At 68.6% G+C, this 21,546-nt stretch carries 26 protein-coding genes; 19 read left to right on the top strand and 7 right to left on the bottom strand.

Going from position 1 to position 21,546, the window contains the following annotated elements:
• Nucleotides 1-3 precede the first annotated feature (3 nt).
• The 4 genes from ACIO5D_RS16910 to ACIO5D_RS16895 all read left to right on the top strand — a co-directional run bounded on the left by ACIO5D_RS16910 (nt 4) and on the right by ACIO5D_RS16895 (nt 3,970).
• Nucleotides 4-834, top strand: coding sequence for a hypothetical protein (locus ACIO5D_RS16910; RefSeq protein ID WP_400795968.1), 831 nt, complete (start codon nt 4-6; stop codon nt 832-834).
• 38 nt (nt 835-872) lie between these two features.
• Entirely contained in the window at nt 873-2,765 is a 1,893-nt protein-coding gene (locus ACIO5D_RS16905; RefSeq protein ID WP_400795965.1) for a radical SAM protein, read from the top strand.
• An 87-nt stretch (nt 2,766-2,852) separates the two neighbouring features.
• Nucleotides 2,853-2,993, top strand: a complete 141-nt coding sequence (locus ACIO5D_RS16900; protein WP_153471719.1) for a hypothetical protein — start codon at nt 2,853-2,855, stop codon at nt 2,991-2,993.
• A gap of 74 nt (nt 2,994-3,067) precedes the next feature.
• Nucleotides 3,068-3,970: an aKG-HExxH-type peptide beta-hydroxylase gene (locus ACIO5D_RS16895; protein ID WP_400795962.1), complete on the top strand. Its 903-nt coding sequence runs from the start codon at nt 3,068-3,070 to the stop codon at nt 3,968-3,970.
• Nucleotides 3,971-4,071: 101 nt separating this feature from the next.
• On the opposite strand, the gene ACIO5D_RS16890 is transcribed toward ACIO5D_RS16895, so the two are convergent.
• Nucleotides 4,072-4,587, bottom strand: coding sequence for a hypothetical protein (locus tag ACIO5D_RS16890; RefSeq protein ID WP_400795959.1), 516 nt, complete (start codon nt 4,585-4,587; stop codon nt 4,072-4,074).
• 214 nt (nt 4,588-4,801) lie between these two features.
• On the opposite strand from ACIO5D_RS16890, the gene ACIO5D_RS16885 reads away from it, so the two are divergent.
• Complete coding sequence (locus tag ACIO5D_RS16885) at nt 4,802-5,368, top strand: hypothetical protein (RefSeq protein WP_400795957.1); 567 nt, start codon at nt 4,802-4,804, stop codon at nt 5,366-5,368.
• Between the two features lie 332 nt (nt 5,369-5,700).
• Here the strand turns inward: ACIO5D_RS16885 and ACIO5D_RS16880 are convergent, their stop codons facing one another.
• Nucleotides 5,701-5,976: an HU family DNA-binding protein gene (locus tag ACIO5D_RS16880; protein ID WP_400761885.1), complete on the bottom strand. Its 276-nt coding sequence runs from the start codon at nt 5,974-5,976 to the stop codon at nt 5,701-5,703.
• A gap of 359 nt (nt 5,977-6,335) precedes the next feature.
• Here ACIO5D_RS16880 and ACIO5D_RS16875 point away from each other — a divergent pair, with 359 nt between their 5' ends.
• Together ACIO5D_RS16875 and ACIO5D_RS16870 are read left to right on the top strand one after the other, a co-directional pair.
• A complete protein-coding gene (locus ACIO5D_RS16875) occupies nt 6,336-7,187 on the top strand; it encodes a serine/threonine-protein kinase (RefSeq protein ID WP_400795954.1) in 852 nt (283 codons plus the stop codon).
• A 743-nt stretch (nt 7,188-7,930) separates the two neighbouring features.
• A complete protein-coding gene (locus ACIO5D_RS16870) occupies nt 7,931-8,404 on the top strand; it encodes a hypothetical protein (RefSeq protein ID WP_400795951.1) in 474 nt (157 codons plus the stop codon).
• A 244-nt stretch (nt 8,405-8,648) separates the two neighbouring features.
• Here the strand turns inward: ACIO5D_RS16870 and ACIO5D_RS16865 are convergent, their stop codons facing one another.
• From ACIO5D_RS16865 to ACIO5D_RS16850, 4 genes are all read right to left on the bottom strand, one after another.
• Nucleotides 8,649-11,024 (bottom strand): DNA topoisomerase, encoded by a 2,376-nt coding sequence (locus ACIO5D_RS16865; RefSeq protein WP_400795949.1) that lies wholly within the window; start codon nt 11,022-11,024, stop codon nt 8,649-8,651.
• Nucleotides 11,025-11,102: 78 nt separating this feature from the next.
• The gene (locus ACIO5D_RS16860; protein WP_400795946.1) at nt 11,103-11,798 is read right to left on the bottom strand and encodes a hypothetical protein; all 696 of its coding nucleotides are present in this window, start codon (nt 11,796-11,798) and stop codon (nt 11,103-11,105) included.
• Nucleotides 11,795-12,910 carry a hypothetical protein gene (locus ACIO5D_RS16855; RefSeq protein WP_400795943.1) on the bottom strand — a complete coding sequence of 372 codons (1,116 nt, stop codon included), beginning with the start codon at nt 12,908-12,910 and terminating at the stop codon, nt 11,795-11,797. Before ACIO5D_RS16855 ends, ACIO5D_RS16860 begins: the two co-directional genes overlap by 4 nt.
• 50 nt (nt 12,911-12,960) lie before the next feature.
• Nucleotides 12,961-13,356, bottom strand: coding sequence for a hypothetical protein (locus ACIO5D_RS16850; RefSeq protein ID WP_400761875.1), 396 nt, complete (start codon nt 13,354-13,356; stop codon nt 12,961-12,963).
• Between the two features lie 829 nt (nt 13,357-14,185).
• On the opposite strand from ACIO5D_RS16850, the gene ACIO5D_RS16845 reads away from it, so the two are divergent.
• From ACIO5D_RS16845 to ACIO5D_RS16820, 6 genes are all read left to right on the top strand, one after another.
• Complete coding sequence (locus ACIO5D_RS16845) at nt 14,186-14,629, top strand: homing endonuclease associated repeat-containing protein (protein ID WP_400795940.1); 444 nt, start codon at nt 14,186-14,188, stop codon at nt 14,627-14,629.
• A gap of 174 nt (nt 14,630-14,803) precedes the next feature.
• A complete protein-coding gene (locus tag ACIO5D_RS16840; RefSeq protein ID WP_400795938.1) occupies nt 14,804-15,226 on the top strand; it encodes a hypothetical protein in 423 nt (140 codons plus the stop codon).
• Between the two features lie 203 nt (nt 15,227-15,429).
• Complete coding sequence (locus ACIO5D_RS16835; protein WP_400761871.1) at nt 15,430-15,768, top strand: hypothetical protein; 339 nt, start codon at nt 15,430-15,432, stop codon at nt 15,766-15,768.
• 172 nt (nt 15,769-15,940) lie between these two features.
• Nucleotides 15,941-16,357: a hypothetical protein gene (locus ACIO5D_RS16830; protein WP_400795935.1), complete on the top strand. Its 417-nt coding sequence runs from the start codon at nt 15,941-15,943 to the stop codon at nt 16,355-16,357.
• An 88-nt stretch (nt 16,358-16,445) separates the two neighbouring features.
• Nucleotides 16,446-16,721, top strand: coding sequence for a hypothetical protein (locus tag ACIO5D_RS16825; RefSeq protein WP_400795933.1), 276 nt, complete (start codon nt 16,446-16,448; stop codon nt 16,719-16,721).
• 161 nt (nt 16,722-16,882) lie between these two features.
• Nucleotides 16,883-17,431, top strand: a complete 549-nt coding sequence (locus ACIO5D_RS16820) for a hypothetical protein (RefSeq protein WP_400761866.1) — start codon at nt 16,883-16,885, stop codon at nt 17,429-17,431.
• 184 nt (nt 17,432-17,615) lie between these two features.
• On the opposite strand, the gene ACIO5D_RS16815 is transcribed toward ACIO5D_RS16820, so the two are convergent.
• The gene (locus tag ACIO5D_RS16815) at nt 17,616-17,942 is read right to left on the bottom strand and encodes a hypothetical protein (protein WP_400795930.1); all 327 of its coding nucleotides are present in this window, start codon (nt 17,940-17,942) and stop codon (nt 17,616-17,618) included.
• Nucleotides 17,943-17,997: 55 nt separating this feature from the next.
• Between ACIO5D_RS16815 and ACIO5D_RS16810 the strand changes: the two genes are divergently transcribed.
• The 6 genes from ACIO5D_RS16810 (at nt 17,998) to ACIO5D_RS16785 (ending at nt 21,284) form a co-directional block, all read left to right on the top strand.
• Nucleotides 17,998-18,306, top strand: coding sequence for a transposase (locus ACIO5D_RS16810; protein WP_400795927.1), 309 nt, complete (start codon nt 17,998-18,000; stop codon nt 18,304-18,306).
• Between the two features lie 17 nt (nt 18,307-18,323).
• Nucleotides 18,324-19,214 carry an IS3 family transposase gene (locus ACIO5D_RS16805; protein WP_400796084.1) on the top strand — a complete coding sequence of 297 codons (891 nt, stop codon included), beginning with the start codon at nt 18,324-18,326 and terminating at the stop codon, nt 19,212-19,214.
• A gap of 62 nt (nt 19,215-19,276) precedes the next feature.
• Nucleotides 19,277-19,621, top strand: coding sequence for a hypothetical protein (locus ACIO5D_RS16800; RefSeq protein WP_400795924.1), 345 nt, complete (start codon nt 19,277-19,279; stop codon nt 19,619-19,621).
• Nucleotides 19,622-19,683: 62 nt separating this feature from the next.
• Nucleotides 19,684-20,223, top strand: coding sequence for a hypothetical protein (locus ACIO5D_RS16795; protein ID WP_400795921.1), 540 nt, complete (start codon nt 19,684-19,686; stop codon nt 20,221-20,223).
• Between the two features lie 72 nt (nt 20,224-20,295).
• Nucleotides 20,296-20,661, top strand: a complete 366-nt coding sequence (locus ACIO5D_RS16790; RefSeq protein ID WP_400795918.1) for a hypothetical protein — start codon at nt 20,296-20,298, stop codon at nt 20,659-20,661.
• Nucleotides 20,658-21,284 carry a hypothetical protein gene (locus ACIO5D_RS16785; protein WP_400795915.1) on the top strand — a complete coding sequence of 209 codons (627 nt, stop codon included), beginning with the start codon at nt 20,658-20,660 and terminating at the stop codon, nt 21,282-21,284. Before ACIO5D_RS16790 ends, ACIO5D_RS16785 begins: the two co-directional genes overlap by 4 nt.
• Nucleotides 21,285-21,546: the final 262 nt, after the last annotated feature.

The following is a 21,546-nucleotide window of genomic DNA, read 5'->3' as shown; positions in this document are numbered from 1 at the left end:
TGGGTGGAACAGAGACGTGCGGCGGCCCGCGCGGTCGCCGGGCAGCTCGCCGAGGAGTACCCGCACTCGCCGGTGTGGATGACGGGGCCCGTGGCCTGCGGGATCGCCCACGCCCGCAGCGACGTCGATCTGCGGGTGCTGTTCACCGAGGGCCCGGTGCCGGTGCTGCAGTCCCGCATCATCGACGGTATCCGCGTAGACCTGGAGGCCCAGGCCGTGGCCGAGGCCGACGAACTGCACGGCTACCTGCGGTGCTTCCACATCCTGGGCGACGACGTCGACCTGTTCCGCACCGTGAGGCGCCGAGTTCCGGCGCTGACTGTGCTTCGGACCGCCCACGCCATGCACGGCGGGGAACAACCGGTGATGTCCGAGGCCGAGCGGGACGTCTACCGCCGGTGGGCGCTGGCCGACCGCGTCCAGCACGCGATCAGCCTGGTCGAGGACCTCGACGGCCTGTTCCAGGCCGGACTGAGTGACGCCGTGGATCTGGTCACTGGGCAACTGCACCTCGCTGTTCAACAGGCCGAGAACACCGCCGCCGGACACCCGCTCCTCGGTGACAAGTGGACCCCCGTCCTCGCCGGGGCCCCGACGCCGCCCGCGGCGTCTGTGCACCAGGCCCTGCGCCAGGCCCGCGCCCGGCTGCTGGCCGCGCTGCTGGCGGTGTGGCCCGAAACCGCCGCCCCGGACGGCCACGTGCCGGACGACTGGCTGGAGGCCGGGTGGCTGCCCCAGCGCTACAGCGACGGCTGGCGACTGAAGTTCGCCGACGACACCATCCGCCTCACCCCCGGCCAACTGGCCGCGTGGCACCAGGCGCTTCACTCCTGACTGGGCCCCGAGCCCGCCCCTCTCCTGGGAGGCACCCGATGCACCCCACCAGCCCGAACGAGCTGATCGGCCACCTGTACCGGACGCTGGACGCGTCCGAGGTCGACGCCGTCTCGCTCATCCTCAAGGTCCGCGGGGAGACCTGCGACATCGACTGCCTGCACTGCTACGAGAAGCGCAAGGAAGGCCCCGGCGGCGCACGGATCAGCGCCGACCAAGTCCAGCTCCTGCCGAACCTCTTCCCGGGCCGCCCGCTCGCCATCGAACTGCACGGCGGCGAACCCCTGACCGCCGGAAAGGAGCACATCGCCCAGCTGCTGCGGACCCTCGCCGGCATACCGCAGGTCAAGCGCCTGTCCCTGCAGACCAACGGCGTCCAGCTCGACGCCGAGTGGCTCGACCTGTTCGACGCCCGCTACCCCGGCCTGGAGCTGGGGATCTCCCTGGACGGCGACCCGGAAGGCAACAGGTGGCGCGTCGGCTACGACGGCGAGGCCACCTACCCGCTCGTGGTCAAGGCCCTGGAACTGCTGGCCGAACGCGGCCGGACCTGCGGCATCATCACCACCGTCACCCCCGCGCTCCTCGGCCGGCCCGCCGAAACCCTCGACCACCTGGCCACGTTCACCGCCGTCACCTCGGTCAGCGTCGTGCCGTGCTTCGACACCGCCGTCACCCGGCCCACCACGCACACCGGCAGCCGCCGCCCGCCCAGCCGGACCCTGCAGCAGGCGGCCCTCGACCGGCCCGGCGGCCCGGCCTGGGCGATCACACCCGACCAGTACACCGACTTCGTGCTCGGCCTCACCCAGCACTGGATCACCACCGGCCTGTTCCGCCGCCTCAGGCTCTCCCCGGCCGTCCCCACCATCCGCCGACTGCGGGGCCTGGCAACATCGTTCTGCCACTTCTCCGACATGAAGTGCGACCACGTCTTCACCCTCTACCCGGGCGGCCGCCTGGGCAGCTGCGACGAACTCCCCTGGCCCCAGGCCCAACTCACCCACCTGACGCCCACCACCAGCCCGGCCGACATCACCACCGCCCAGCGCGGCTCCAACCTCCTTCGCCAGGGCAAGGGCCTCATGACCGCCTGCGTGACCTGCGACTACCGCGGCACCTGCGGCGGCGGCTGCATCGCCACCCGCTGGCGCATGAACCTCGCCGGCCACCACGACGCCTACTGCGACCACCGCATACGCCTGATCGACGGAACCGCAGCCCTCCTCGCCGACCCCGCCCACCCGGACGGCGCCTGGTGCCGGACCGCCCGCTGGCGCCCCACCCCCGTCAACCGGATGCGCGACGTCCAAACCTTCCTCGCCACCTGGGACAACCCCCAAGCCGCCCGCCACCCCGCCCAACTGGTCACCAGCGCCTTCGGCAACATCAACACCACCGGCCTGCCCGGCCCCACCGCCCAGAGCGCCGACGACCTCGACCCCGCCCACCCGCAGTGGAACGACGCGATCGAGCCCGGCATCAAACCGCTCGTCGACCACCTCACCGGCCGCTGGCACCTCGTCACCTACGACAGCTGTGAAGGCCACCACTACAACGACGGCGCCCGAAAGAGCCAGACATGCGAGGTCGGCCTCCTCCCACGCGACGGCGCCGAGTACGCCGCCACCGCCGCCGCCCTGTGCCGGGCCGCCACCCGATGCGCGCCCGCCATGCCGCCCGCCGTCCGTCTCCTGGTCGCCCGCAACAACCTGACCTGCGAGACCACAGGCCGCACCCACCCGGTCCTCGACCTGCGGCTCCTGCCCACCTCCGAAACGCCCGGCGCCGCCTACTTCGCCGCGCTGGACGACGCCACCGACCAGCTCCTGGCCGCCCTCGACACCGAAGCCCCCGCCGACCAGCGCCCCTGCGCCTGCCCCCTCCCGCCCGGCACCCAGCCGGTCGCAGCCCCACAGGCCGTCGCGTGAGCCCCACACCACGGGGGCGCGCACCCCCGACCAACCCGTACGGCCCCAGCCCAACCCCGGGAAGCCCGAGCAGAGAAGGAACCGGCGATGAAGAACGACACCTGGGCCAAGGACTTCCTCGACGCCGTCGAGGAGCTCCGCGACGACGACGGGTCCGTCCGCTTCACCATGCACTCCTCCCGGGAGGGCGCCGACGACTGGCCGACCGAGCCGACCGTCCACGCCTGATCCGACGCGCTGAACCCAGCCGGGGCCAGGGCCGCAAGCCCTGGCCCCACCCCTTCCCCGCCAAGGAGACTGCGATGGACCTCAGCACCGTCTTCCGCATGCCCGCGATCCACGCCCACCACCTGGCCAAGACCCAGCGCATCCACCACACCCTCCAACGCGGCGCCGGCCGCACCCTCATCGCGCCCGAGCCCACCGCCGCGGCCTACGCGCTCGCGCACCACGTCCTCGAAGGCGCCGAACACGCCGCCCGCACCGACAACCCCGACACCTTCGCCTGGTACACCGAGCACCCCGACGCCGGCACCGCCGACCTCGCCCCGGCGGCTCCGCTTACCGTCGCCCCCGACGAGGCGAACCTAATCACCTCACCCATCTCCGACACCCCGTACTACGTGCTCGGCCCCGCCACCCAGGCCGCCCCGGAGCACCTACAGAAACTCACCCTGAAGTCGGCCGGCCTCGCCGCCGAGCACGGCTTCGGCGAACTCGTCGACGCCCACGCCCCCATCGTGTGCCTGCTCACCGGCAAGCCGCTGGGCAGCCCCCTGCGCTCCTGGACCATCAGCCGCATGCCCGGCACCGTCTTCCTCGACTACGTCCCGGACAACCCCGTCATGGTCGCCCGCGACCTCGTCCACGAGGCCGGCCACAACTGGCTCAACGACGCCCTCACCGCCACCGCCTGCGAGATCGACAACACCCAGACTTTCTACTCACCCTGGAAGAAGACCCGCCGGCCCGCCTACGCGTTCCTCCACGGCTGCTGGTCGTTCTCCCTGGTCGCCCTCTACACCGCCGCCGTCCTGCCCACCACCAGCGGTGAGACCCACACCTTCCTCACCGCCTACCTCGACCGCCAGCGCACCCAGCTCCGCATCGTCGCCGACGACCACGAGACCGCCCTGCAGACCATCACCGACGCCACCCTCCGCGCCAGGCTGCGGACCGCCTACCGGCACGCCCTCGCCCTGTGAGGAGACGCTTCCAGCAGCCCAGCTACTGGGCGCGAACGCTGAGGGCCACCGGAATGCCGGGGGCCCTCAGCCATTTCGTCCGGTGGATCGAGCGTGGTACGTCACGTACCGCGCTCGTAGCGCACAATCGCGGCAGCCAGATCCTTCTCCAGCTCGCCGATCCACTCGCCGAAGAAGAGCGCGGTGAAGCCTCGGTTCGAGTAGTCACCCGGGCCCACCGGCGTCAGGGGCAAAGAACTCACGTACTGGCCGGCCTTGCCACTGCGAAGGTTGAGCTCTGCCCGGACCGCGTGCGGGGTGGTGCCCTCCAGCACGAGCAGCATCACGGGGTGGTTCCAGGGCGTCGGGTTCTTCGTCATTTCCTTGATCACCCAGCACCAGTGGCCGGACACCTGCTGGTATCGGCGCCGGTCCTGGCCAACGAATGTTCCGGTCGGCGAGAGTCGCATCCGGTGGAACGTCTCGCTGCGGTGGGGTAGCAGGCGTTGCGCTGCCTCCGCCAGAAGCCGGCCCAGCTTTTCCTGGTCGCGCTGCTGCTGTGTCTCCTCCTGCCGCTTCGACTCGTCCTGCAACTCTTGCTGTCGCCTCGCCTGGCTGATCGCGTCGTCAAGACCCATGGCTCTGAAGGTAGCCACCCGGGCGGCGGCGGGTACCCGGATCGCTCGAAGCCAGCTGTCCAGAGGGAGCTCCAGCTCCACGAGCACGTCTACGGCAAAGATCACGCTGAGTGAGAAGAGGGAAGAGGGCGGGCCTGCACCATCGCGGGTGCAGGCCCGCTGTGAGGCCTCCCGGGTGGTGGTGTGCGCGGCCCAGAGCGGACAAACGGACAGAATGAACGGCCCCCATAACATCACCACCGACCCCGCACCGCCCGCAGCGAAGGCCAGCGGTGCACGCCGGGTACTGCTCAGCCGCACCGGAGTCCTCAGCACTTCCGCCACGGCCATCACCGGGCTGAACGAATACGAACACGCCCTCGCCCAGTTGATCGCCCTCGGACACACGTACGAAAGCGCCGCCGAGGAACTCGGCTGCTCCATCGCTAGGGCTTCCAACACCATGTCCAGGCTGATGCACCGCCACGGCCGCAGCGACCGCACTCGCACCATCGCCGACCTCATCACCACCGGGCTGCTCGACACCACTGAGCTGCGCGCCGCGCTGCCCGACAAGCTCCCCGACCTTCCCCCGCGCATGCTCCAGGTCCTCACCCTGCTCGCCACCCACGAAGTCCGCACCGTCGCACGCCTGGCCGGTATCAGCCAGGACACCATCGGCAGCGTCATCACCCGAGCCGTCACCGCGATAGGCGCCAGCAGTCGCACCCACGCCGTCGTCACAGTCCTCCTCCTCAGCCGACCGGACCTCGCCGAATCCGGTGGCGTGCGGCGAGACTGATCGAGTACCCACGCCAGTACACCGCCGACGGCAGTCCGCCGTTGTACCTGGCCGGGACCAGTGCCGGCCGCCCGGGCTGGGAGGCCGGGCCTTGGAGCGGGCGGAGTCGCTCGGCGAGCACCGGCCGGCCCGGGAACTGTCGGACTGCACGGGGTCGCTGCGTGAGGTAGCGGAGGGCTTGGTGGGGGAGCCAGCTGGCTGCGCCGGTGGTTCCGTCGCGGTGACACCCCGCGCTTCGGTCGGCGGTTGATCTGGCGGCGGCCAAGGCGGCCAAGGCGGCCAAGGCGGCCAAGGTGGCCCGGGTCGGCGAGGCGCGCCCGGGCCGCGGCTTGCTACTTCGCGGCGGCCTTCAGCTTGGAGCCGGCCGTCACCTTGGTGCTGTAGCCGGCAGCGATCTCGATCGGCTCACCGGTCTGCGGATTGCGGGCCGTCCTGGCGGCGCGGTGGGTGCGCTCGAAGGTCAGGAAACCGGGGATCGTGAGCTTCTCGTCGCCCTTCCTGACGACCTCGCCGACGACCTCGGCGAACGCCGACAGCACTGCGTCGGCATCGTTCTTGGAGACCTCGGCACGGTCTGCGATTGCTGCTACGACCTCGGTACGGTTCATCGTGCTGCTCACTTTCGATCACGGAGTTGGGTTCCACCGCATGTTGCCAGATGCCTAGGACAGTCCGGTGAGCGGGAGGAACCGGCACGCCGGGCGTGACGGTACGAAAGGCCGCGTTCGATCTCTACCGAACAACGTCCTGGCAGGCCCGCTCCCGCACCCTGGACCACCTCGTCTCGCTCCTGCCATCGGATTCGGTGTCCGCGCCGATTCCGGCCAGGGTTTGCGGCATCCGGGCCGGAACCGGCGCGCACCAGCACGATGAAGCGCCGATCGGCCGAATCGTCCAACCGAGGTGGCCCTGGCTGGCAGGATGGCGGGACCGGCGTGTTGCCACCGGTGCTGGACAAGGAGAGTGCGTGGGATCACAGGTGATCAACGGTCGATTCCTGCTACTGGGAGGTAGCGCGCGAAGCGGCGGCCTGTCGGAGGTCCGCAAGGCGGTCGACACATCCAGCAGCGACAGCGACCGGCAGTTCGCTGCGGTCAAGCTGCTGAAGCGGCGCGACGACGAGATCATAAAAGTCTTCCTGGAACGAGAGACCGCCGCGCTCAAAGCCCTCGAGCACTCCCATATCGTGCGGATGCTGGACTCAGGCTGGGACCCGCTCCTGGAGCGCTACTACATCGCACTGGAGTGGGTGGAACGCAGCCTGAAGGACGATCTGCAGGCTGGCCGACCCGTCGGCTGGGACTCCTCCTTCGAGCGAATCGGCAAGCCACTGGCGAGCGCACTGGCGCACGCGCACTCCCTGAACATCGAACATCGCGACCTCAAACCGGGCAACGTGCTGCTCACCGACGCCGGAGTGCCCAAGCTCGCGGACTTCGGAATCGCCAAGATCCGCTCCAAGGTCGCCGTGAACGACGAGACCGTCGCCGAATACCGCTCCAACCTGTACTCCCCACCGGAGCAGGAGGACGCCGTCCCCTATGTCCGGGACGTGTTCAGCTACGGCGTCCTCGCCATCCAGACGCTGTCCGGCAGCAAGGCCCGCGACTACCCCGACCTCGTCCCAGCTCTGGACGAACTGGACCTCGCCACCGAATTCCGCGAGATCCTGCGATCCTGCATCGACTTCGACCCGCGGCAGCGCCCGGCATCGCCCGCGACGTCCCGGACCGCCGCACCAGCGGCCCGAGCGGCCTCCCGCTGCTCCCGCGCGGTCATCCGAGGCAGCAGAGCGGCGGCTTCCTGCAGCACGCGGTAGACCGTCTTCGACAGGCTGAGCTGCGACAGCGTCGCCTTGGACCGGTGTTCAGGCGTGTGAGCGGGCCTGAACGTGGCCGGCACCGCGGCGGCTGGGGCGTTGCCAGGACGCGTCTGGACCGTACCGGGTTTCCTCGCGTGCGCACGCGCTCCACCGGCAATGGTGGGAGCCCCGGTCTCGGCTTCGCCGGAAACACCATCCGCGACATCAGCCTGACCTGGGCTGCCGCGGTGACCGGCGTGAGAGGCGTGAAGGGCTTCACCAGCGCAGTTCTCTGCGAACTCGGCGCTGCCGGGCAGGCCCGGTCCCGCTACCTGCGGGGGCGTGGCGGCAGAGCGCCTGCGTGGCCGCGTGACAGCAGCACCGGTGGTGCCCTGGGAAACGGAGGCTCGACGCCTGGCGGCCTTCAGCGTCGCCCAGTCCTCCACGACGTTCGGCACCACGATGGCGCTGCGCTGGTGCAGCTGACTACGGGTCGCCCATCTGACCAGGCGGATCGTGTCGGCGCTCTGGAGGCGCTGGAGGACCCCTGCAGCGCCCGCAGGGGTGCAGTTGTTGCCGAGGAGCCTGGCCAGCGTCGCCGCGGCCCGTCCGCGTTTGCACACCCGGCCGGAGCACAGCCGGACCCGCCCGTCGGGCCGGGCCTCCAGGACGAGGAGGAGCAGGGCGAGCCGGTCGGTGGGGGCGCCGCGGCCCGTGCGGGAGGCCAGCAGCCCGGGCGGGGTCTCGCGGCCGTCCCGGTGGTGCCAGCCCGGGCCGAAGAGCCGCTCGATGAGGCGCAGGAGCGTGGCCAGCGCGGGGCGGTCGAGGGCGAGCGGGTGGAGGCGGTCGCCCGCCCGCAGTGCCGCGATCTGCTCAGGGACTCCGACGAGCAGGCCCTGTACGGTTCCGGCCTCGCGGAACCGCTGGCGGGTGACGAGCGTGGATGCCGCTCGCTGGCGGGCGAGGGACTGGTGGACGGCGGAGGCGGACACACCGAGCCAGCGGGCGAGTTCGGGGGCGGCCGAGGTGGTGGCGCAGGTCCGGGCGAGTTCGGCCTCGACCTTGAAAGACGCGGCGGTGATCGCGCCGCACCGCTGCAGGTGGGGCCGGGCGTGCTGGACGGGTGGCTCGTGGCGGAGGTGCCGGTGGCCCGCAGGTCGGCGATGGTCTCCTCGACGGCGGTCATCGGTGCGAGGTCAGGGGGGTGGAGGGCGGGAGCGGTGCCGTCGCGCTGACCCTACGCCGCGGGCCGCCGCGCCGCCGCACCAACGAGGTACAGGCTTTCGACATTAGCGTCACCACTGCGTCGCGCAAGAACCTGGCGTCGTCATGGGCATCGCCGACCAAGCCACCCGATCGCCCAGCTGAACGATTTCGGTCATCGTCCCCATCGCATCCTCATGCTGTCGCTGTCGTGAAATGGCAGCAGCGGGCCCCGAGGTCCGGAACCCGCTGCTGCTCGTCAGTGCCCGTCCGGCATCAACCGAACGTCGGGACGATCTTCTTCTTGCCAGCCTCTGCCTTCCAGGAGATACGGGCGTCGAAGGTCTTGCCCTTGGACGAGACGAAGCCCGTGCCCTGGATGGTCTTGCCTGCCGCCAGGTCCTTGCGCTGCGCATCGGTGAAGGTCACCTGGCACCAGGACCGAGGCGGCTCGTCTCCGGAGCCGAGATCAGAGGTGATCTTCTTTGCTTTCGCGTCCCAGCTGACCCTGCAGCCGAAGGTCTTGCCCGTCCGCGCGCTGACGAAGTCGTCGATCTCCAGCGACTGGCCTGCCAGAAGCGCTGTGACCTCCGCCGGCGTGAACGTCCGACCAGACCACTTCGTCGGCCTGTCCAGCACATCCAGCTGGAACCCCACGAACTTGCGGCCCTTGAAGTCGCCGACACCGAGCGCACCGGTGGCCGTGAAGGGTTTGTCCTCCTTCGACCTCGCCTCGAACGAGATCGTCTCGCCCGCGAGCAGCTTCGCCACCTCGTCATCGCTGAACTTGTGGCCCGACCAGACCTTCTTGAAGGTGACCTTCTTCGGGCCACCCGGAGCGGCCTGCCACACGCCCTCGGCGCGGGCGGCGCCGACCTGCTCCTTCAGGCCCAGCTCAGCGCGCATGGACGTGGCGTTCCTCGCCATCGTGGCGATGTCCTCGCGCACCCAGTCGGCGACGACGGCCAGGCGCTCCTCGGCGGTCGCCGTCCCGGCGGCGATGTCGCGCATGTCGGCGTAGACCTTCTCGGTGAGTCCGAGATTGCCAATGCGCGTGCCGGGCAGGAGCCTCCAACTCATCTCGCCGGCCTGCGCCAGCCTGAGCTTCCGGCCCGTCTCGGTCAGCAGCGGGTACTTCGCCCTGTCGTTGGTGACTTCCGAGTACGTCGACGTACGGGTCGCGCCCGTGCCCACGTCACGCTTTTCCAGCTGCTTCATGAGCCACTTCATCGTCGGGTGTTCGGGGCGCTTGTTCGCGCCCTCGAAGATGAACGGCTCAGCGTTCCGGCCCAGGCCCTTGCCGGACTCGTTCCCGTCGTCCTCGGTCGGGCCGTCGCCGGCGTCCGGATCGAACACGGCCTGCCAGCCGGGGCTCTTGGGCACGTTGGCGATGCCGACGAAGTCCGGGTACTTCTCCACGTGGCCCTTCTGCTGCTCGTAGAGGTAGTCCTCGGCAAGCATGGCCAGATAGCTCTTCGCGAGCATCTCGTAGATGAGCCGCCCGGCCTTGCCGTACTTGCGCTCGACCTCCTCTAGCGACGAGGGCACCTTCGGACCCGGACGGTTCGCGCCGTGAGCGCCCTGGGGCTTCACATGGGTGGAACGAGGCCGGCGGTGCGTCAGAAGCCCAGCGTCGACGCCGACCACCGAGGCGATCTTGTCGACCAGCGGCGTAAGGTCATTGAACTGCTCAGGCGTAATCGTCTTGTCCTCGGTGCGCGGGTACGAGACAACCTGGTCCTCGTACATCTTCTGGTAGGTCGAGAGCGTCAGGTTCGCCTTCACCCCCTTGCCTACGAGCATCGAAGACAGGGAGGCAAGGTCGAGCAGCTTCGGCGGCGCGGTCTTCTTGTCCGCCTTGCTGTCCAGGACGACAGCGGAAGGGCCGTACTGCTGCGGCACCTGGCCCTTCTGATCGAACCGCGACTCGTCCGGATTCGTGTACATGACGTCGTTCTCGTCGCGGAAGCGGTTCTGGAAGAACGGCTTCTTGACGTACGCGTCGTAGTCCTTCTGCTGGTCGCCGACGAGAGAGACCATCGCCGACTTCAGCCGGCCCTGGCGCAGCACGAGGTCCTGGCCGGACTGGCGGCCCATCGCCGTGGCGATACGGGTGAACTGCATCGAGAGGAAGTCCCACTGCGAGCGGTACATCGCCTTGCGGTAATCGCTCTCGTCCTGCATGGACTTCACAGGCCGGCGCTGCTCGAAGGCCTTCTGAATCGATGCCTTCGACTCATCCGTGAACTCCATGCGGCTGAACTGCTTGCCATGGAAGCCGAGTTCGTCGATCGCCTCCCAGAAGAGCAGGTCGCCCTCGCCGGACGGATCCAGGTCCGTGGCAATGATGATCTCGTCGCCGCGGCCGAGCGCGCTGCGCAGCGTCTTGATGACGTCCGCGACGTTCTTCTGCGGCTCGCGCTTCCACGTCAGATCATCGGGATCCCAGGGCAGATTGCTCAGGTCCCACTTCTGATAGGCGTCCGCGAGCGAGGAGTCCACCATCTTGTGCGGCTGGGCGAACTCATAGAGATGGCCCCGCAGACTCGCCACCTCATAGGCCGTGCCCTTGTAGCTGCCCTTCGTCCCGCCGAGGGCGCTGGCCATGTTCCTCGCTGCGCTCGGCTTCTCCGCCACCACGATCGCGACCATGCCTGACTCCTTCTCGTCATCGACTCGCAAGCGAGTTAAATCCTACTTGAAAGAGGTGGTCGAATGGGACTTGAATAGCTATTCAAGGAGATCCTTGGGTGGTGCTACGGGTGTGTAGAGAAAACCCGGTACTGGCGCGCTCTTCGGGCAATCACCGCTCGTCGAAAAAGGAGGAGACCCCGAGAAGAGACTTCTCGGGGCCTTCGTCTGTCGAGCGCTACTACCGAGTCGGCATCGCCACGCCGAGCCGGACGCGGTACACCCGCAGTATCCTGCCGACGTCTCGAGCCCCTCAGGGTGCTTCAGGCCTTCCTCCAGCTCCTTCAATCGGATGGGCCGCACTCCAGCTACCTCAGCGACCTGCTTGCGCGTCGCCTGACCCCTGAGCTTGATCAGCAGATCCGGCAGGTCTGCTGCGAGGTCCTCGAACATCCGGAACTTCTCCCGCTCGCCCATGCGCGTGTGGCCGAGGTGAATCGCGCCACAACTCTCCTCGCACCAGTACCAGCTCGTCGACGCATCTTCCCGGAGCCTCGCGGGGATCTCCTGCTCGCTCCGATAGCGGCGCTTGAAGGCCCACGCCCCTTCACACTGCGTCCGGCATCCGCGCGGCGCGTCCTCGGGCTGCGAGGCCGGCGCGGCCATACCCGCACACCGCGGAGTGCAGTACAGGCCGAGGTGCACCGGGTCCTGGGCGCGGAGGCCCAGACTCTTACCGCACGTCTTACAGCGCTGCCGGACGAGGAAGAGCTTCGTCTTGCCCGTCGTGGTCATCGAATCGGCCGTCCTTCCCGCTCGCGTTCAAGCTTCGACTGCTTCCTGGTCGCCTCCCGGGCCATGTCCCGGAGATAGATCGCCTCCTTGTGCGTGATCGGCGCGTCGTGGAGGTTGTGCGAGCCCCGCAGGAAGTTCTCCGTACGGTCGGCGATGGAATACGCCAGCGCCTGCTCGACCACCGCGCTGGTCTGACGCACCTCGCCCAGCTCGTCGCGCAGCTTGCGCAGCAGCCCGTCCCGCTCGCGTTCGGCGACCTCGATGTTTGCCAGGCGTGCCACCACGCTGCCCAGCAGCGGGTCGCGGGAGCGGAACAGCTCGACCGCGCGCTCGGTGGCGGGGTCGGCATCAAGGTGCAGGTCGAGCTGCGCCAGCAGGAACGCTGTCACCAGCGTGCCCTGGCTCAACCGCCGGCTGAACTCCCGAGCAGCGCTGTCGCTTACGCCCAGCTCACGGACTGCGGCTGCTCGCAGCTGCTCCCGCAGGGCGTTCATGATGCTCTCGGGCAGCGCCTTGATGTGCGGCTGGCTCTGCACGCCGATGAGCCGGAAGCCAGACTGGGGGAGCGTGGCGGCCTCGGCTGTACTGCCCGAACCTCCCTTCGAGGTCGCGCTCTGCGCGGCGTCCTGATGATCGGTGAACTGCAGCGATCCGGACGTTGCATGCTCGGGTTCATCCGGTGCGGCGACGACGTCATGAGCAGCGACTTCGGCTGTAGCGGCATCCTCGACGTCCGGCTGTGCCCCGGGAGCCGGAACGGCATCAGCCGCAGGGCCCGCCGGCGCACCGCCCGGGAGCACCCCGTCAGCGGTGTTCTGTCCGCCGCCGGCACCACCGCGCTGATGGGATCCGCCGGCCCGCTCGGAGTCGCCGGCGTCGGGCTCGTGGTCCGGCTCCAGGCTCGGGCGATCCGCTGCGGCTTCCACGTCGAGATCCGCCTGCGGACCTCCAACCGCGGGTTGAGAGTCGACGTCGCTGGCCTCATCGAACTGCACCTTCGGCTCAAGCGTTGCCGCCTCAGGCCCAGGCTGTGCCGCCTGGGCCTGGACACGCTTGAGCTCCTCGCTCCCACCGCGCCTGTAGGCGTCAAGGAATGACGTGTCCACCTCCATTACCTCGTTGGTAGGAGTGGTCGCCTCCAGCATCTCTGCGAAATCCCGACTCATGCGAGCTCACCGTTCTCGTCGTCCAGGAGGTAGTTGTCGCCGCGGGTGAGCCCGATCAGCGAGTCGAAGCCCGTGGTGACGACGCGTTCGAGGTTCGCCGAGTTCTTCGCCAGTGCCGCAACCTGGTCGACGAGCTCGTTGAGCCGCGCGATCTCCAGGGTCGGCAGGTCGTAGTCGAGGTTCTCGCGCCGGATCTTCTCCACCACCGCCTCGGCCACGTACTCGTTCAACGAGGAGAACCCGCGCTTGTCAGCCCAGTACTCCGCCCGCTGCTTGTCGTCCGGGTCCAGCCGGATGAACATGCCCTGGCGGCCACTGCTGCTTTGCGTTGCGCCCTTCTTCGTGTCGCGCACGGACTGCGTCTTCTTCTTCAACTCCTGTGGGGCGGTCATGCGCGACTTCTCCTTGCCATGGTCGACTCATTCGATGGGGCGCTTTGTAGGCGCTACTCAATAAGTCATATTTGTTCTTTTCGTTGGCATTCGAATGTCCGTAGAGTCGCTGACGTGCCCCGTCGGTCCTCCCTGGCGGGGCATTGCCGCAGCAGGCGACCCTGTCGGAGGAGGAAGGAGCTGAGCAGGGTCACCTGCTGCGGGCCACGCCCGTTCTCGCTTGACCCGGCGCCACCTCGGCGCTGGTGGGACTCGGCGTCGCGTTCGTCGTGCAGTCGGCGAGTCCACGGGTGAACCTCGGCGGCTAGATCGCCTGGTCCTTGACATTGGGTAGATGTTCGACAAGCGACCCGGCGTCGGTGACCTTGGCGGTGCTCACAGTCGGACCCGGCGTAGACGGCGACCGTGGCGCCTGGGTTGTGCTGCCGTCGCCACTGGAGCATCCGGCCAGCAGACCGCCCGCGGCCACAGCGAGTGCTGCGGCCGCGAGCGCAGCCCTCCTCGTTCTCCAGGTCTTCATCGCTTCTCACCCTGTCTGCCCTGTCGCCGTCTAGTCGGATTGAATCGACTGGCCTTTGAGGGTACCTTACGCGAATGCCTATCGAGTGCCAGTCTGTGGCGAGTTGGAAAGGCTGTGAGGTGAGGAGGTGCAGAGGGCGTGCCCGAGCCCCGTCCGGCGCACAGGGTGCGTGCGGGCTGGTTTGGCTGACGGGGATCAACGGAGTTGATCCGGGCGCTCTGTGGCGCGTCGTGCGCGTGCCGACTGCGAGCGGCCCCCTGCCGGGTGGCTGTTCATGGGCTTTTCACCTCCTCCCGCGAAGGGCTGACTATGTATGCTGCGCACGTCCCCGCACCTATGAAGTCAGGTCCGGTCGTCTACACCGACCGGGAGCTCCTGTGCGTGCTCATCCGCCTGGCGCAGGGGGAGAGCACTCTCGGACGTCGCACGTTCGAACAGCGTCGCAGGGGCGCGGGCCCGTCGGCTCCGCTCTACGAGCGCCGCTTCGGCAGCTGGAGCCGCGCGCTGGAGCTCGCGGGCCTCGACGCGGTCGCACGGCCCGAGCAGCTGCGGGATGCGACGACGAAGTGGACCCAGGATCAGCTCATCGCCGCGATCCGCTGGTGTCTGCTGGTAACGGGGTCCACGACGCTGGCGGCCTACGAGGCTTGGCGCACGGATCCGGTGAATCCGAAGTCCGATGTTCCGCCGGCCACCACCATCCGCTTCCGGATGGGCAGTTGGTCGCGAGCCACCGAGCTGGCTTGCAGCTGAAGTCCATCGGCATCTGCGATGCCGTTCACGCCGCACGGCACACAGTGGATAAGCCCGAGTCGGCAGATTTTCCTGGGAAGGGGATTCATGGCGGATGTAGTCACCGTCTGCATTCTGGAGCCGTGCTGCGAGAAGTCGGAGCCGGGTTACACACCGAGACCGAAGCCTTACTGCGTGCGCACCCCGGGCTGGTCGGATTCGTGCAACCACCTCCGTAGCGAGCGGCGGAAGGCGACGGTCACGGAGTACGAGACGCGTGAGGAGGCCGAAGCCGAGTACCAGGGCAAGGCGCGCGGCTGGGGGTCGACGGATGGATGGTTGTACGAGGGCGAGATGCCGCCGGAGGGTGAGCGGTTCCGGATCATGCCGATCAAGGGCAACCTGACCACGCACTTCTGGCACGGGGAGCCGGTCGAGATCCCGTTCCCGACCATCGACCTGGCCCGCGAGTATGCCGAGGAGTACCACGAGTATCCCGACGGCGGGCACCACAAGCAGATCCTCTACAACATCGTCGGCGACCAGGACACGGTGGTGCGCTGGTCGTCCTACACGGTCAAGGTCGGAACTGAGCTGACCGCCGGCGACTGGGCATAGCACGTACTGAGCTAGCGAGGGAGCGTAGACCCGCTGCCTCCCCAGATCCTGTAGTCCCAGCGGAAGAGCGGCCGTAGAGCGGACGGCGAGACGGATGCGGATGCACCGGTCCCTGTCCGCCGGCTTCCGCTCCTTCATTCCGTTCCACCCAGCCGGGCTGTGCACAGGGCGCTACCCGGACCAGTCAGAGAAGGAGAACAGTGGTGCGCGTCTACGCGGTTTTCGACCTCGGCTTCAAATACGACGGGGTCGAGCACCCCGCCGAATTCGCCTGGGAGACGGGCGAGCTCCCGGTTCCCCGGCGAGGAGACCGGATCGCCTTCGGTGAATTGATCACGGTCGTCGACAGAGTCCAGCACTCGTGTATGGACGCCGGATACATCGCCACACGCGACCACGAGGAATCTCCCGTGAAGATCGATCTCTGGTTGCGGCTGATCAAGGCCACGCGCCAGGGGAAGTACGAGCCGCAGGAGTTCCACTCGATCCTGTCCGAACTACCCAGTGTCACCGACCTGTGCGTGGCCGGCCTCTGGGAGTAGCCCCACCCTCTGACATCCGCGCCCGACCTTCGGAAGCGGCTAAGTGCGACACATCTGAACGGCAGTGCTGCCTCCGCGCCCGGCCTCGGCCACCCCACGCTGCCTGTCCTCCCCGACGGTGCCTCGTCCGCCTGTACTCACCATGAAAAGGAACGCCGTGTTCAAAACTCCCTTGGCTGCGCTCCCGCGCGACGCGGGCCCCGCCGATATCGCCGAAGTTCTCACCCAGCTCACCGAGGCCCAGGCCCTCCCCTTTCACCGGTGGGACCGCGCATACAGCGCGCGTATCCAGAACCTGGCCGGATGGCTGCACTGCGCCGCGATGTGGCAGGACCGAGACCTCGCCGAAGCCGCCGACATCCCCGAAGGGGACGGCCAGGCCGTGCTCCACGCTCTGATCGACGCGCATGCAGCCATGCTGGCCCGCCACGAAGCCGAGCTCGCGCCGTACAAGGACGCCGACGGAGCACTGCTCGGCAACGACTACGACGCGGTCGCCGACCGGCACGCCGAGGAGGCCGTGGAGATGCTCGGGCTCGTCATAGCGGTGCTGGCCGGTGAGTTCGGACGGCCGACGAGCACCCCGTAACCGCATCTCCCGCTCAGGCCCGGACCACAGCGGCAGCAGGCGGCCCGGCCCCGCCGTCCCCCCTCACCTCAAGGAGAAACTCACCCTGATGTCCACTCTCCCCTCTGTGTGGCAGGCCCACCGCGCCGCCCAGGTATACAGGACGGCCTGGGGCGAGCCGCACGAGCACTTCGACGGAGCCGAGACGCTGGAAGACTGCCCGCCCGGCAGCACGTTCGAGTGCGATGACAACCCCGCCGGTGACCGGCGCAGGTACGGGATTATGCGGGTCGAGGTACTCGTTGGAGGACTCGCGCGGCTGGAACTGTCGGACTTCTCTCTCGGCGACGTCGCCCTCGGGCTGGCATGCCTGACAACGGACTGACCCCGACAGGTGTGTGGTGGGGCCGACCGTCGGCCCCACCGTCACGGAGACGAAGCGTTCCTGGCCGCCCTACGTGAGCCGCTGAACTCGCTTCCGCTGTCACCCGCTGACCACCCGAGGAAGGCCAGGCCCGTGCCCGGCCAGCCGGACAAGGATCCCCGATGCCCATCGAACCCGACGTTGCCGCGCTCCTGGCCAAGCTCCCGGAGCGCATGCCGGAACTCCCCGTCGATCCGCGACGGAAGCTGCCCATCCCGGCTGTCTCCCAGCACGGCGACTCCCACGACTTCACCGCCATCAACTCCGAGCAGAGCCTGTGGCTCGCCCAGCAGCGCCGCTGCGCGATCTGCAGCGGCGACCTCGGCTACTGGGTGGCGTTCCTCGGCGGCGAGAAGCCGTTCCAGCTGCGCAGCTACTACGACCCACCCATGCACCCCGCCTGCGCCGAGGCATCCCTGACGCTGTGCCCGCACATCCGGTTGGAGCGTGCCCGGCGGGCGAGCGAGAACCACGTGCTGGCCGGGGCGACAACCGGCGCCGGGTGGGTGGAAGCCAAGCCGCAGCGGTGGGTGCTGGGTATCACGCGCTCCTACGACATCCTCATGTCACCTGCACGGGGTGGCGGTCAGATTCCGGTATTTCGCCCCGCACCGTTCAAGTCGCACCGCGTGTTCGGGTACGGCCTTGACGGGCAGATCACCGAACTCTGACCCGGGGGCGGGTAACCCTCACGACGCGGCGCAACGAGAAACAGCCTGCCCGATTCCCCGCGCGGACCGCAGTGGGGCCGCACGGAGACCGCAGGCGGGGGAGCGAGGTGTCAGCGGCGGCGGTCCGCCGGGGCAGTTGAGCGCCGATCAGCAGGTTCCGGGGCACTGCCCCGCCTCGGCGCCGTCAGCCCTGCGGTACTGCCTCGAACCGGCCACGGCTGGGACGCTGCGCCCGACCCTGGCCGGCGAGACGCCCGAGCGCCGCCGTGACGTTGGCGAGGTTGTTGCTGGTCTCGTCCAAGCCCGCGGCCTGGAGGACTTCCTTCGCCCGAAGCGGTGCGCTGGCCTTGGCCAGGACGTCCTGGATGGCGTCCGAGAGGCTGCCGGAGCGGCCGGCCGGAGCCGCCTTGCCGGAGGCCTTAGACGTTGCGGCCTTCTTCGAGGCCCGCTTGCGGGGCGCCGCAGCAGCTGCCGGTTCCTCGGCGGCCGGGGGCGCCTGAAGTTCCCCCACTGAACTGGACAGCCTGATACTGGGACGTTGAGTCCCAGAGGAAGCAGTCCTGATAGTGAGCGGTAAGAGCAACATGAGCAAGCGGTACACGGCCGAGTTCAAGCGGGACGCGATCGCGCTCGTCCGGTCCTCGCCGCATCGGAACGTCACCGAGATCGCCCGGGAGCTGGGTGTGAGTCCCGAGGGGCTGCGGGGATGGGTGAAGCAGGACAAGACAGACCGGGGCGAGGGGCCGGCCGGCGCGCTGACCACCGATGAACGCGAGGAGCTGCGACGCGTTCGCCGCGAGCTGGCCGAGGTCAAGAAGGCGAACGAGATCCTGGTAAAAGCCGCGGCCTTCTTCGCGAAGGAGATCGTGAAGTAGGCGATGTCTGCCTCTTCATCGATGCGGAGAAGGCTACCGAGGCGAACCCCGGCGGCTACAGCGTCGCGCGGCTGTGTCGCGTGATGGGCGTCAACCGCTCTACCTACTACTCGTGGCTCGCGTCGCGGCCGGCCGCTGCTGAACGGCAGTGCGCCGAGGATGAGTTGGCCGGTCGGACCCGGGAGATCCATGCCGCCTCCCGGGGCGCCTATGGTGCCCCGCGCGTGCACGCCGAGCTGCGGCGGGGCGGCCATGCGATCAACCGGAAGAGGGTCGAGCGGATCATGCGCGAGCGCGAAATCCGCGGCATCACCCGCCGCAGGCGCCGCCACCTGACGAAGCAGGACACCAAGGCCGCCCCAGCCCCGGACCTGGTCGGCCGCGACTTCACCGCGGCCCGGCCCGGCACCAAGCTGGTCGGCGACATCACCTATCTGCCGACGATCGAGGGATGGTGGTACCTGGCCACAGTCATCGACCTGGCGACACGCGAGGTGATCGGGTACGCGATGGCTGACCACCACCGCGCCGAGCTGGTCACCGACGCCCTGAAGATGGCCGCCGGCCGCGGCGACCTGAAGCCCGGCTGCATCATGCACAGCGATCGCGGAAGCGAGTACACGAGTAGCGAATTCCGCAGGACGATAAGGAAGTTGAGCCTGCGGCAAAGCATGGGGCGAACCGGCATATGTTACGATAATGCCGCAGCCGAGAGCTTCTTCGGCTTGCTGAAGGCGGAGATCGGCACCACCGTCTGGGAGAGCCACAAGGCGGCCCGCGCGGATGTCTTCCGCTTCATCGAAGTCGAGTACAACCGCACCAGGCTCCGCAAGCACCCCGAGTTCGGGTACCTCACCCCGCTCGAAACCCGAGCCAGGCTGCAGAACGACTTCACCCCCGCAGCGTAAGCATCCGCTGTCCAAGATCAGGGGGGAACTTCAAGGACGCCGCAGCAATACGCGAGGGCCGCATGGTGCTGGCCGCCATCGGGCTGGAGAGGCGGCGCGACGACGGTGTCTGGGTCCGCAAGGCCGAAAAGATCAACTTCGTGGGCGAGTACCCGCACTTCGAGGAGATCGCCGACGAGGAGACCCGGCTCTGGGCCTCCGACATGTGGGGCGCCACGCTCGAAGCGCAGGCCGGGGCGAAGGCCCTCTGGGGCCGGCTCATGACCCTCTGCACCGTGATCGAGACCGAGACCGAACCCTACGAACACGGCCTCAAGCACACCGGCTACGTCCTCATCCGCGACATGAGCGGCGAGCGCCGCCGGGTCTCCGCGGAATTGGTCTCGGTCGAGACCGACGAGGCGTGAACCACCCCTGACTGGCAGCGCCCTCGCGCAGAGCGCGGGGGCGCCATCGCGATTGGAACCGAATGCAGACCGACAACACCTACACCTACGCCGGGCGCGCCATCGTGCACCAGACCCCGATGCCGGACGGCCGGATGCTGATCCTCGCTTACGGCGGCACCCAGGACCCCTGGGCGACCGGGCTCCTCGGCGAGGACAACGGCAAGTACTTCGGCACCCGCAAGGCCGGGTGGCAGAGCTACGCAAAGCGCATGGCCGAGGGCCTGGGCCTCATGGTCGCCCCGGAGGGCTCCGTGGTCCTCAGCGCCGAGCAGATCAACCGGGTACAGGCCGGGGCGGCGGACCTGGCGACGGCGCACGACGACTTCGAGAAGGCGCTCGGGACGGACAGCTGCGAGGCCCACATCCGCCTCAAAGCCGAGGACGACATCGCCGAGTCCGCCATCCAGATGGGCCGCCTCCTGGCGGACCTGGGGCTCTACACGCCTGCCAACACGCCTGAGGAGGACAGCGAAGACGAGCCCGCGGCGGCCGAGACGCCCCAGCACACGACCGGAACGTTCGTCGAGGCCGTCACCAACGGCCAGAACTGGAACAGGTGAGTCATGCAGAACCGAGTGAAGCTCCCCTGCGGCCTGTCGACCGGGTCGGGCCCCCGATTCAACAGCCGCGGAATGCTCGTCACGTGCAGCGCCGCGTTCTGCGACAACGAGGCGACGCACGTCCTGGAGTTCGTCCCGCGCGAGGGCAACCCGGAGCGATGGGGCGCGTACTGCGAGAACTGCCCGGAGCGCCGCATCGCGCCCGCGGCGGAGGTCGACGCCGCCCGCGAGCAGGGCGTGCGCCTCCAGGGCCAGTCCTTCGACACGACCAGGCTGCCGCTCTCGGACGAGCACTGGCGGTACCGCGAGTTCACCGACGAGGAGCGGGCCGAGATCGACCTGATCAAGAACGGGGAGCTGGTGGAGACCTACGTCAGCCCCGGCGTCTTCGAGTGGCGCAAGCCCAGCAACGAGAACGAGGAGAACATCCGCTGGTGACCGAGTCCTACTTCGACTGGTTCGAGGACCTGACGCCCGAGCGGAAGCTGGAGCGCCAGGTCCTGCTGCTTGCCCTGGCCCACCCCTGGACCGGCGTCGAGCCCGACCGCCTGCGCAAGATCCTTCACCGTGAGACCACGAACCCGATCGCCGAGTTGGTTGACGTGACGTGGAGCCTCAAGCGCCGTGGCCTGCTGAACATCGTTCCTGAGCCCGACGACCCGGACGGCGGCCCGTGCACGTACACGCTGACGCCAGCCGGCACGGAACTGGCCGACGAGATTCTGGAGCAGGCCCGCGCCTGCGGCAGGCACTGGCGACAGCGGCAGCCGGACCTGCCGCGGACCGGGGAGATCGACAACACCGAGGGGAAGGGCGAGCGCACGGTCGTGTGGCACTTCCACAACATGGTGACCGACTCGGGCAGCCTGGCCTTCGCCACGTGGACGAGCGGTGAGCACTTCGTGCGGCTGTGGTCCCCGGAGGCTGCGTTCTGCGATGTGCTGGCGTGGATGCCGCGCCGACTGATGTCCTCGGATTCGGTGCAGGAAATCGTCGGGGCCTGGGGGCCGGTCGGACGTCGTATCCGCCAGTACCGCATCTTCCCCACCCCGGAGGCGTGAGCGTGCTGCCCGGACTCGCCAAGCACGTCGACCTCCTGCCCGCGCACAACGATTACACCAGCGGCTTCCTCGTCATCCGCAGGATCGCCCACGACACGGTCCACGGCTACGTGTAGAAGCACACCCTCCCGGACGGCACCACTCGGCAAGCCCCTCCCGGAGAGGGACTACCTCTGGGTTCTCCGGCCCCAGACGCAGTCCGGGGACCAGGACGTGTTCGAGTGGCTTGATCACCAGGCCGACGAATGGGTCAACATCCGGC

The organism is Kitasatospora sp. NPDC087315 (assembly GCF_044744345.1).
Classification (GTDB): domain Bacteria; phylum Actinomycetota; class Actinomycetes; order Streptomycetales; family Streptomycetaceae; genus Kitasatospora.
The sequence above is the reverse complement of the archived record's forward strand: the minus strand, read 5'-3'. Positions and strand labels throughout refer to the sequence as shown.

Coding starts and splice junctions, on each gene's coding strand:
- ACIO5D_RS16800 (WP_400795924.1), top strand. CDS start 19,277: ATGGTGCTGGCCGCCATCGGGCTGGAGAGGCGGCGCGACGACGGTGTC.
- ACIO5D_RS16890 (WP_400795959.1), bottom strand. CDS start 4,587: ATGGGTCTTGACGACGCGATCAGCCAGGCGAGGCGACAGCAAGAGTTG.
- ACIO5D_RS16865 (WP_400795949.1), bottom strand. CDS start 11,024: ATGGTCGCGATCGTGGTGGCGGAGAAGCCGAGCGCAGCGAGGAACATG.
- ACIO5D_RS16895 (WP_400795962.1), top strand. CDS start 3,068: ATGGACCTCAGCACCGTCTTCCGCATGCCCGCGATCCACGCCCACCAC.
- ACIO5D_RS16795 (WP_400795921.1), top strand. CDS start 19,684: ATGCAGACCGACAACACCTACACCTACGCCGGGCGCGCCATCGTGCAC.
- ACIO5D_RS16850 (WP_400761875.1), bottom strand. CDS start 13,356: ATGACCGCCCCACAGGAGTTGAAGAAGAAGACGCAGTCCGTGCGCGAC.
- ACIO5D_RS16860 (WP_400795946.1), bottom strand. CDS start 11,798: ATGACCACGACGGGCAAGACGAAGCTCTTCCTCGTCCGGCAGCGCTGT.
- ACIO5D_RS16790 (WP_400795918.1), top strand. CDS start 20,296: ATGCTCGTCACGTGCAGCGCCGCGTTCTGCGACAACGAGGCGACGCAC.
- ACIO5D_RS16885 (WP_400795957.1), top strand. CDS start 4,802: ATGAACGGCCCCCATAACATCACCACCGACCCCGCACCGCCCGCAGCG.
- ACIO5D_RS16820 (WP_400761866.1), top strand. CDS start 16,883: ATGCCCATCGAACCCGACGTTGCCGCGCTCCTGGCCAAGCTCCCGGAG.
- ACIO5D_RS16880 (WP_400761885.1), bottom strand. CDS start 5,976: ATGAACCGTACCGAGGTCGTAGCAGCAATCGCAGACCGTGCCGAGGTC.
- ACIO5D_RS16905 (WP_400795965.1), top strand. CDS start 873: ATGCACCCCACCAGCCCGAACGAGCTGATCGGCCACCTGTACCGGACG.
- ACIO5D_RS16900 (WP_153471719.1), top strand. CDS start 2,853: ATGAAGAACGACACCTGGGCCAAGGACTTCCTCGACGCCGTCGAGGAG.
- ACIO5D_RS16825 (WP_400795933.1), top strand. CDS start 16,446: ATGTCCACTCTCCCCTCTGTGTGGCAGGCCCACCGCGCCGCCCAGGTA.
- ACIO5D_RS16845 (WP_400795940.1), top strand. CDS start 14,186: ATGTATGCTGCGCACGTCCCCGCACCTATGAAGTCAGGTCCGGTCGTC.
- ACIO5D_RS16855 (WP_400795943.1), bottom strand. CDS start 12,910: ATGGAGGTGGACACGTCATTCCTTGACGCCTACAGGCGCGGTGGGAGC.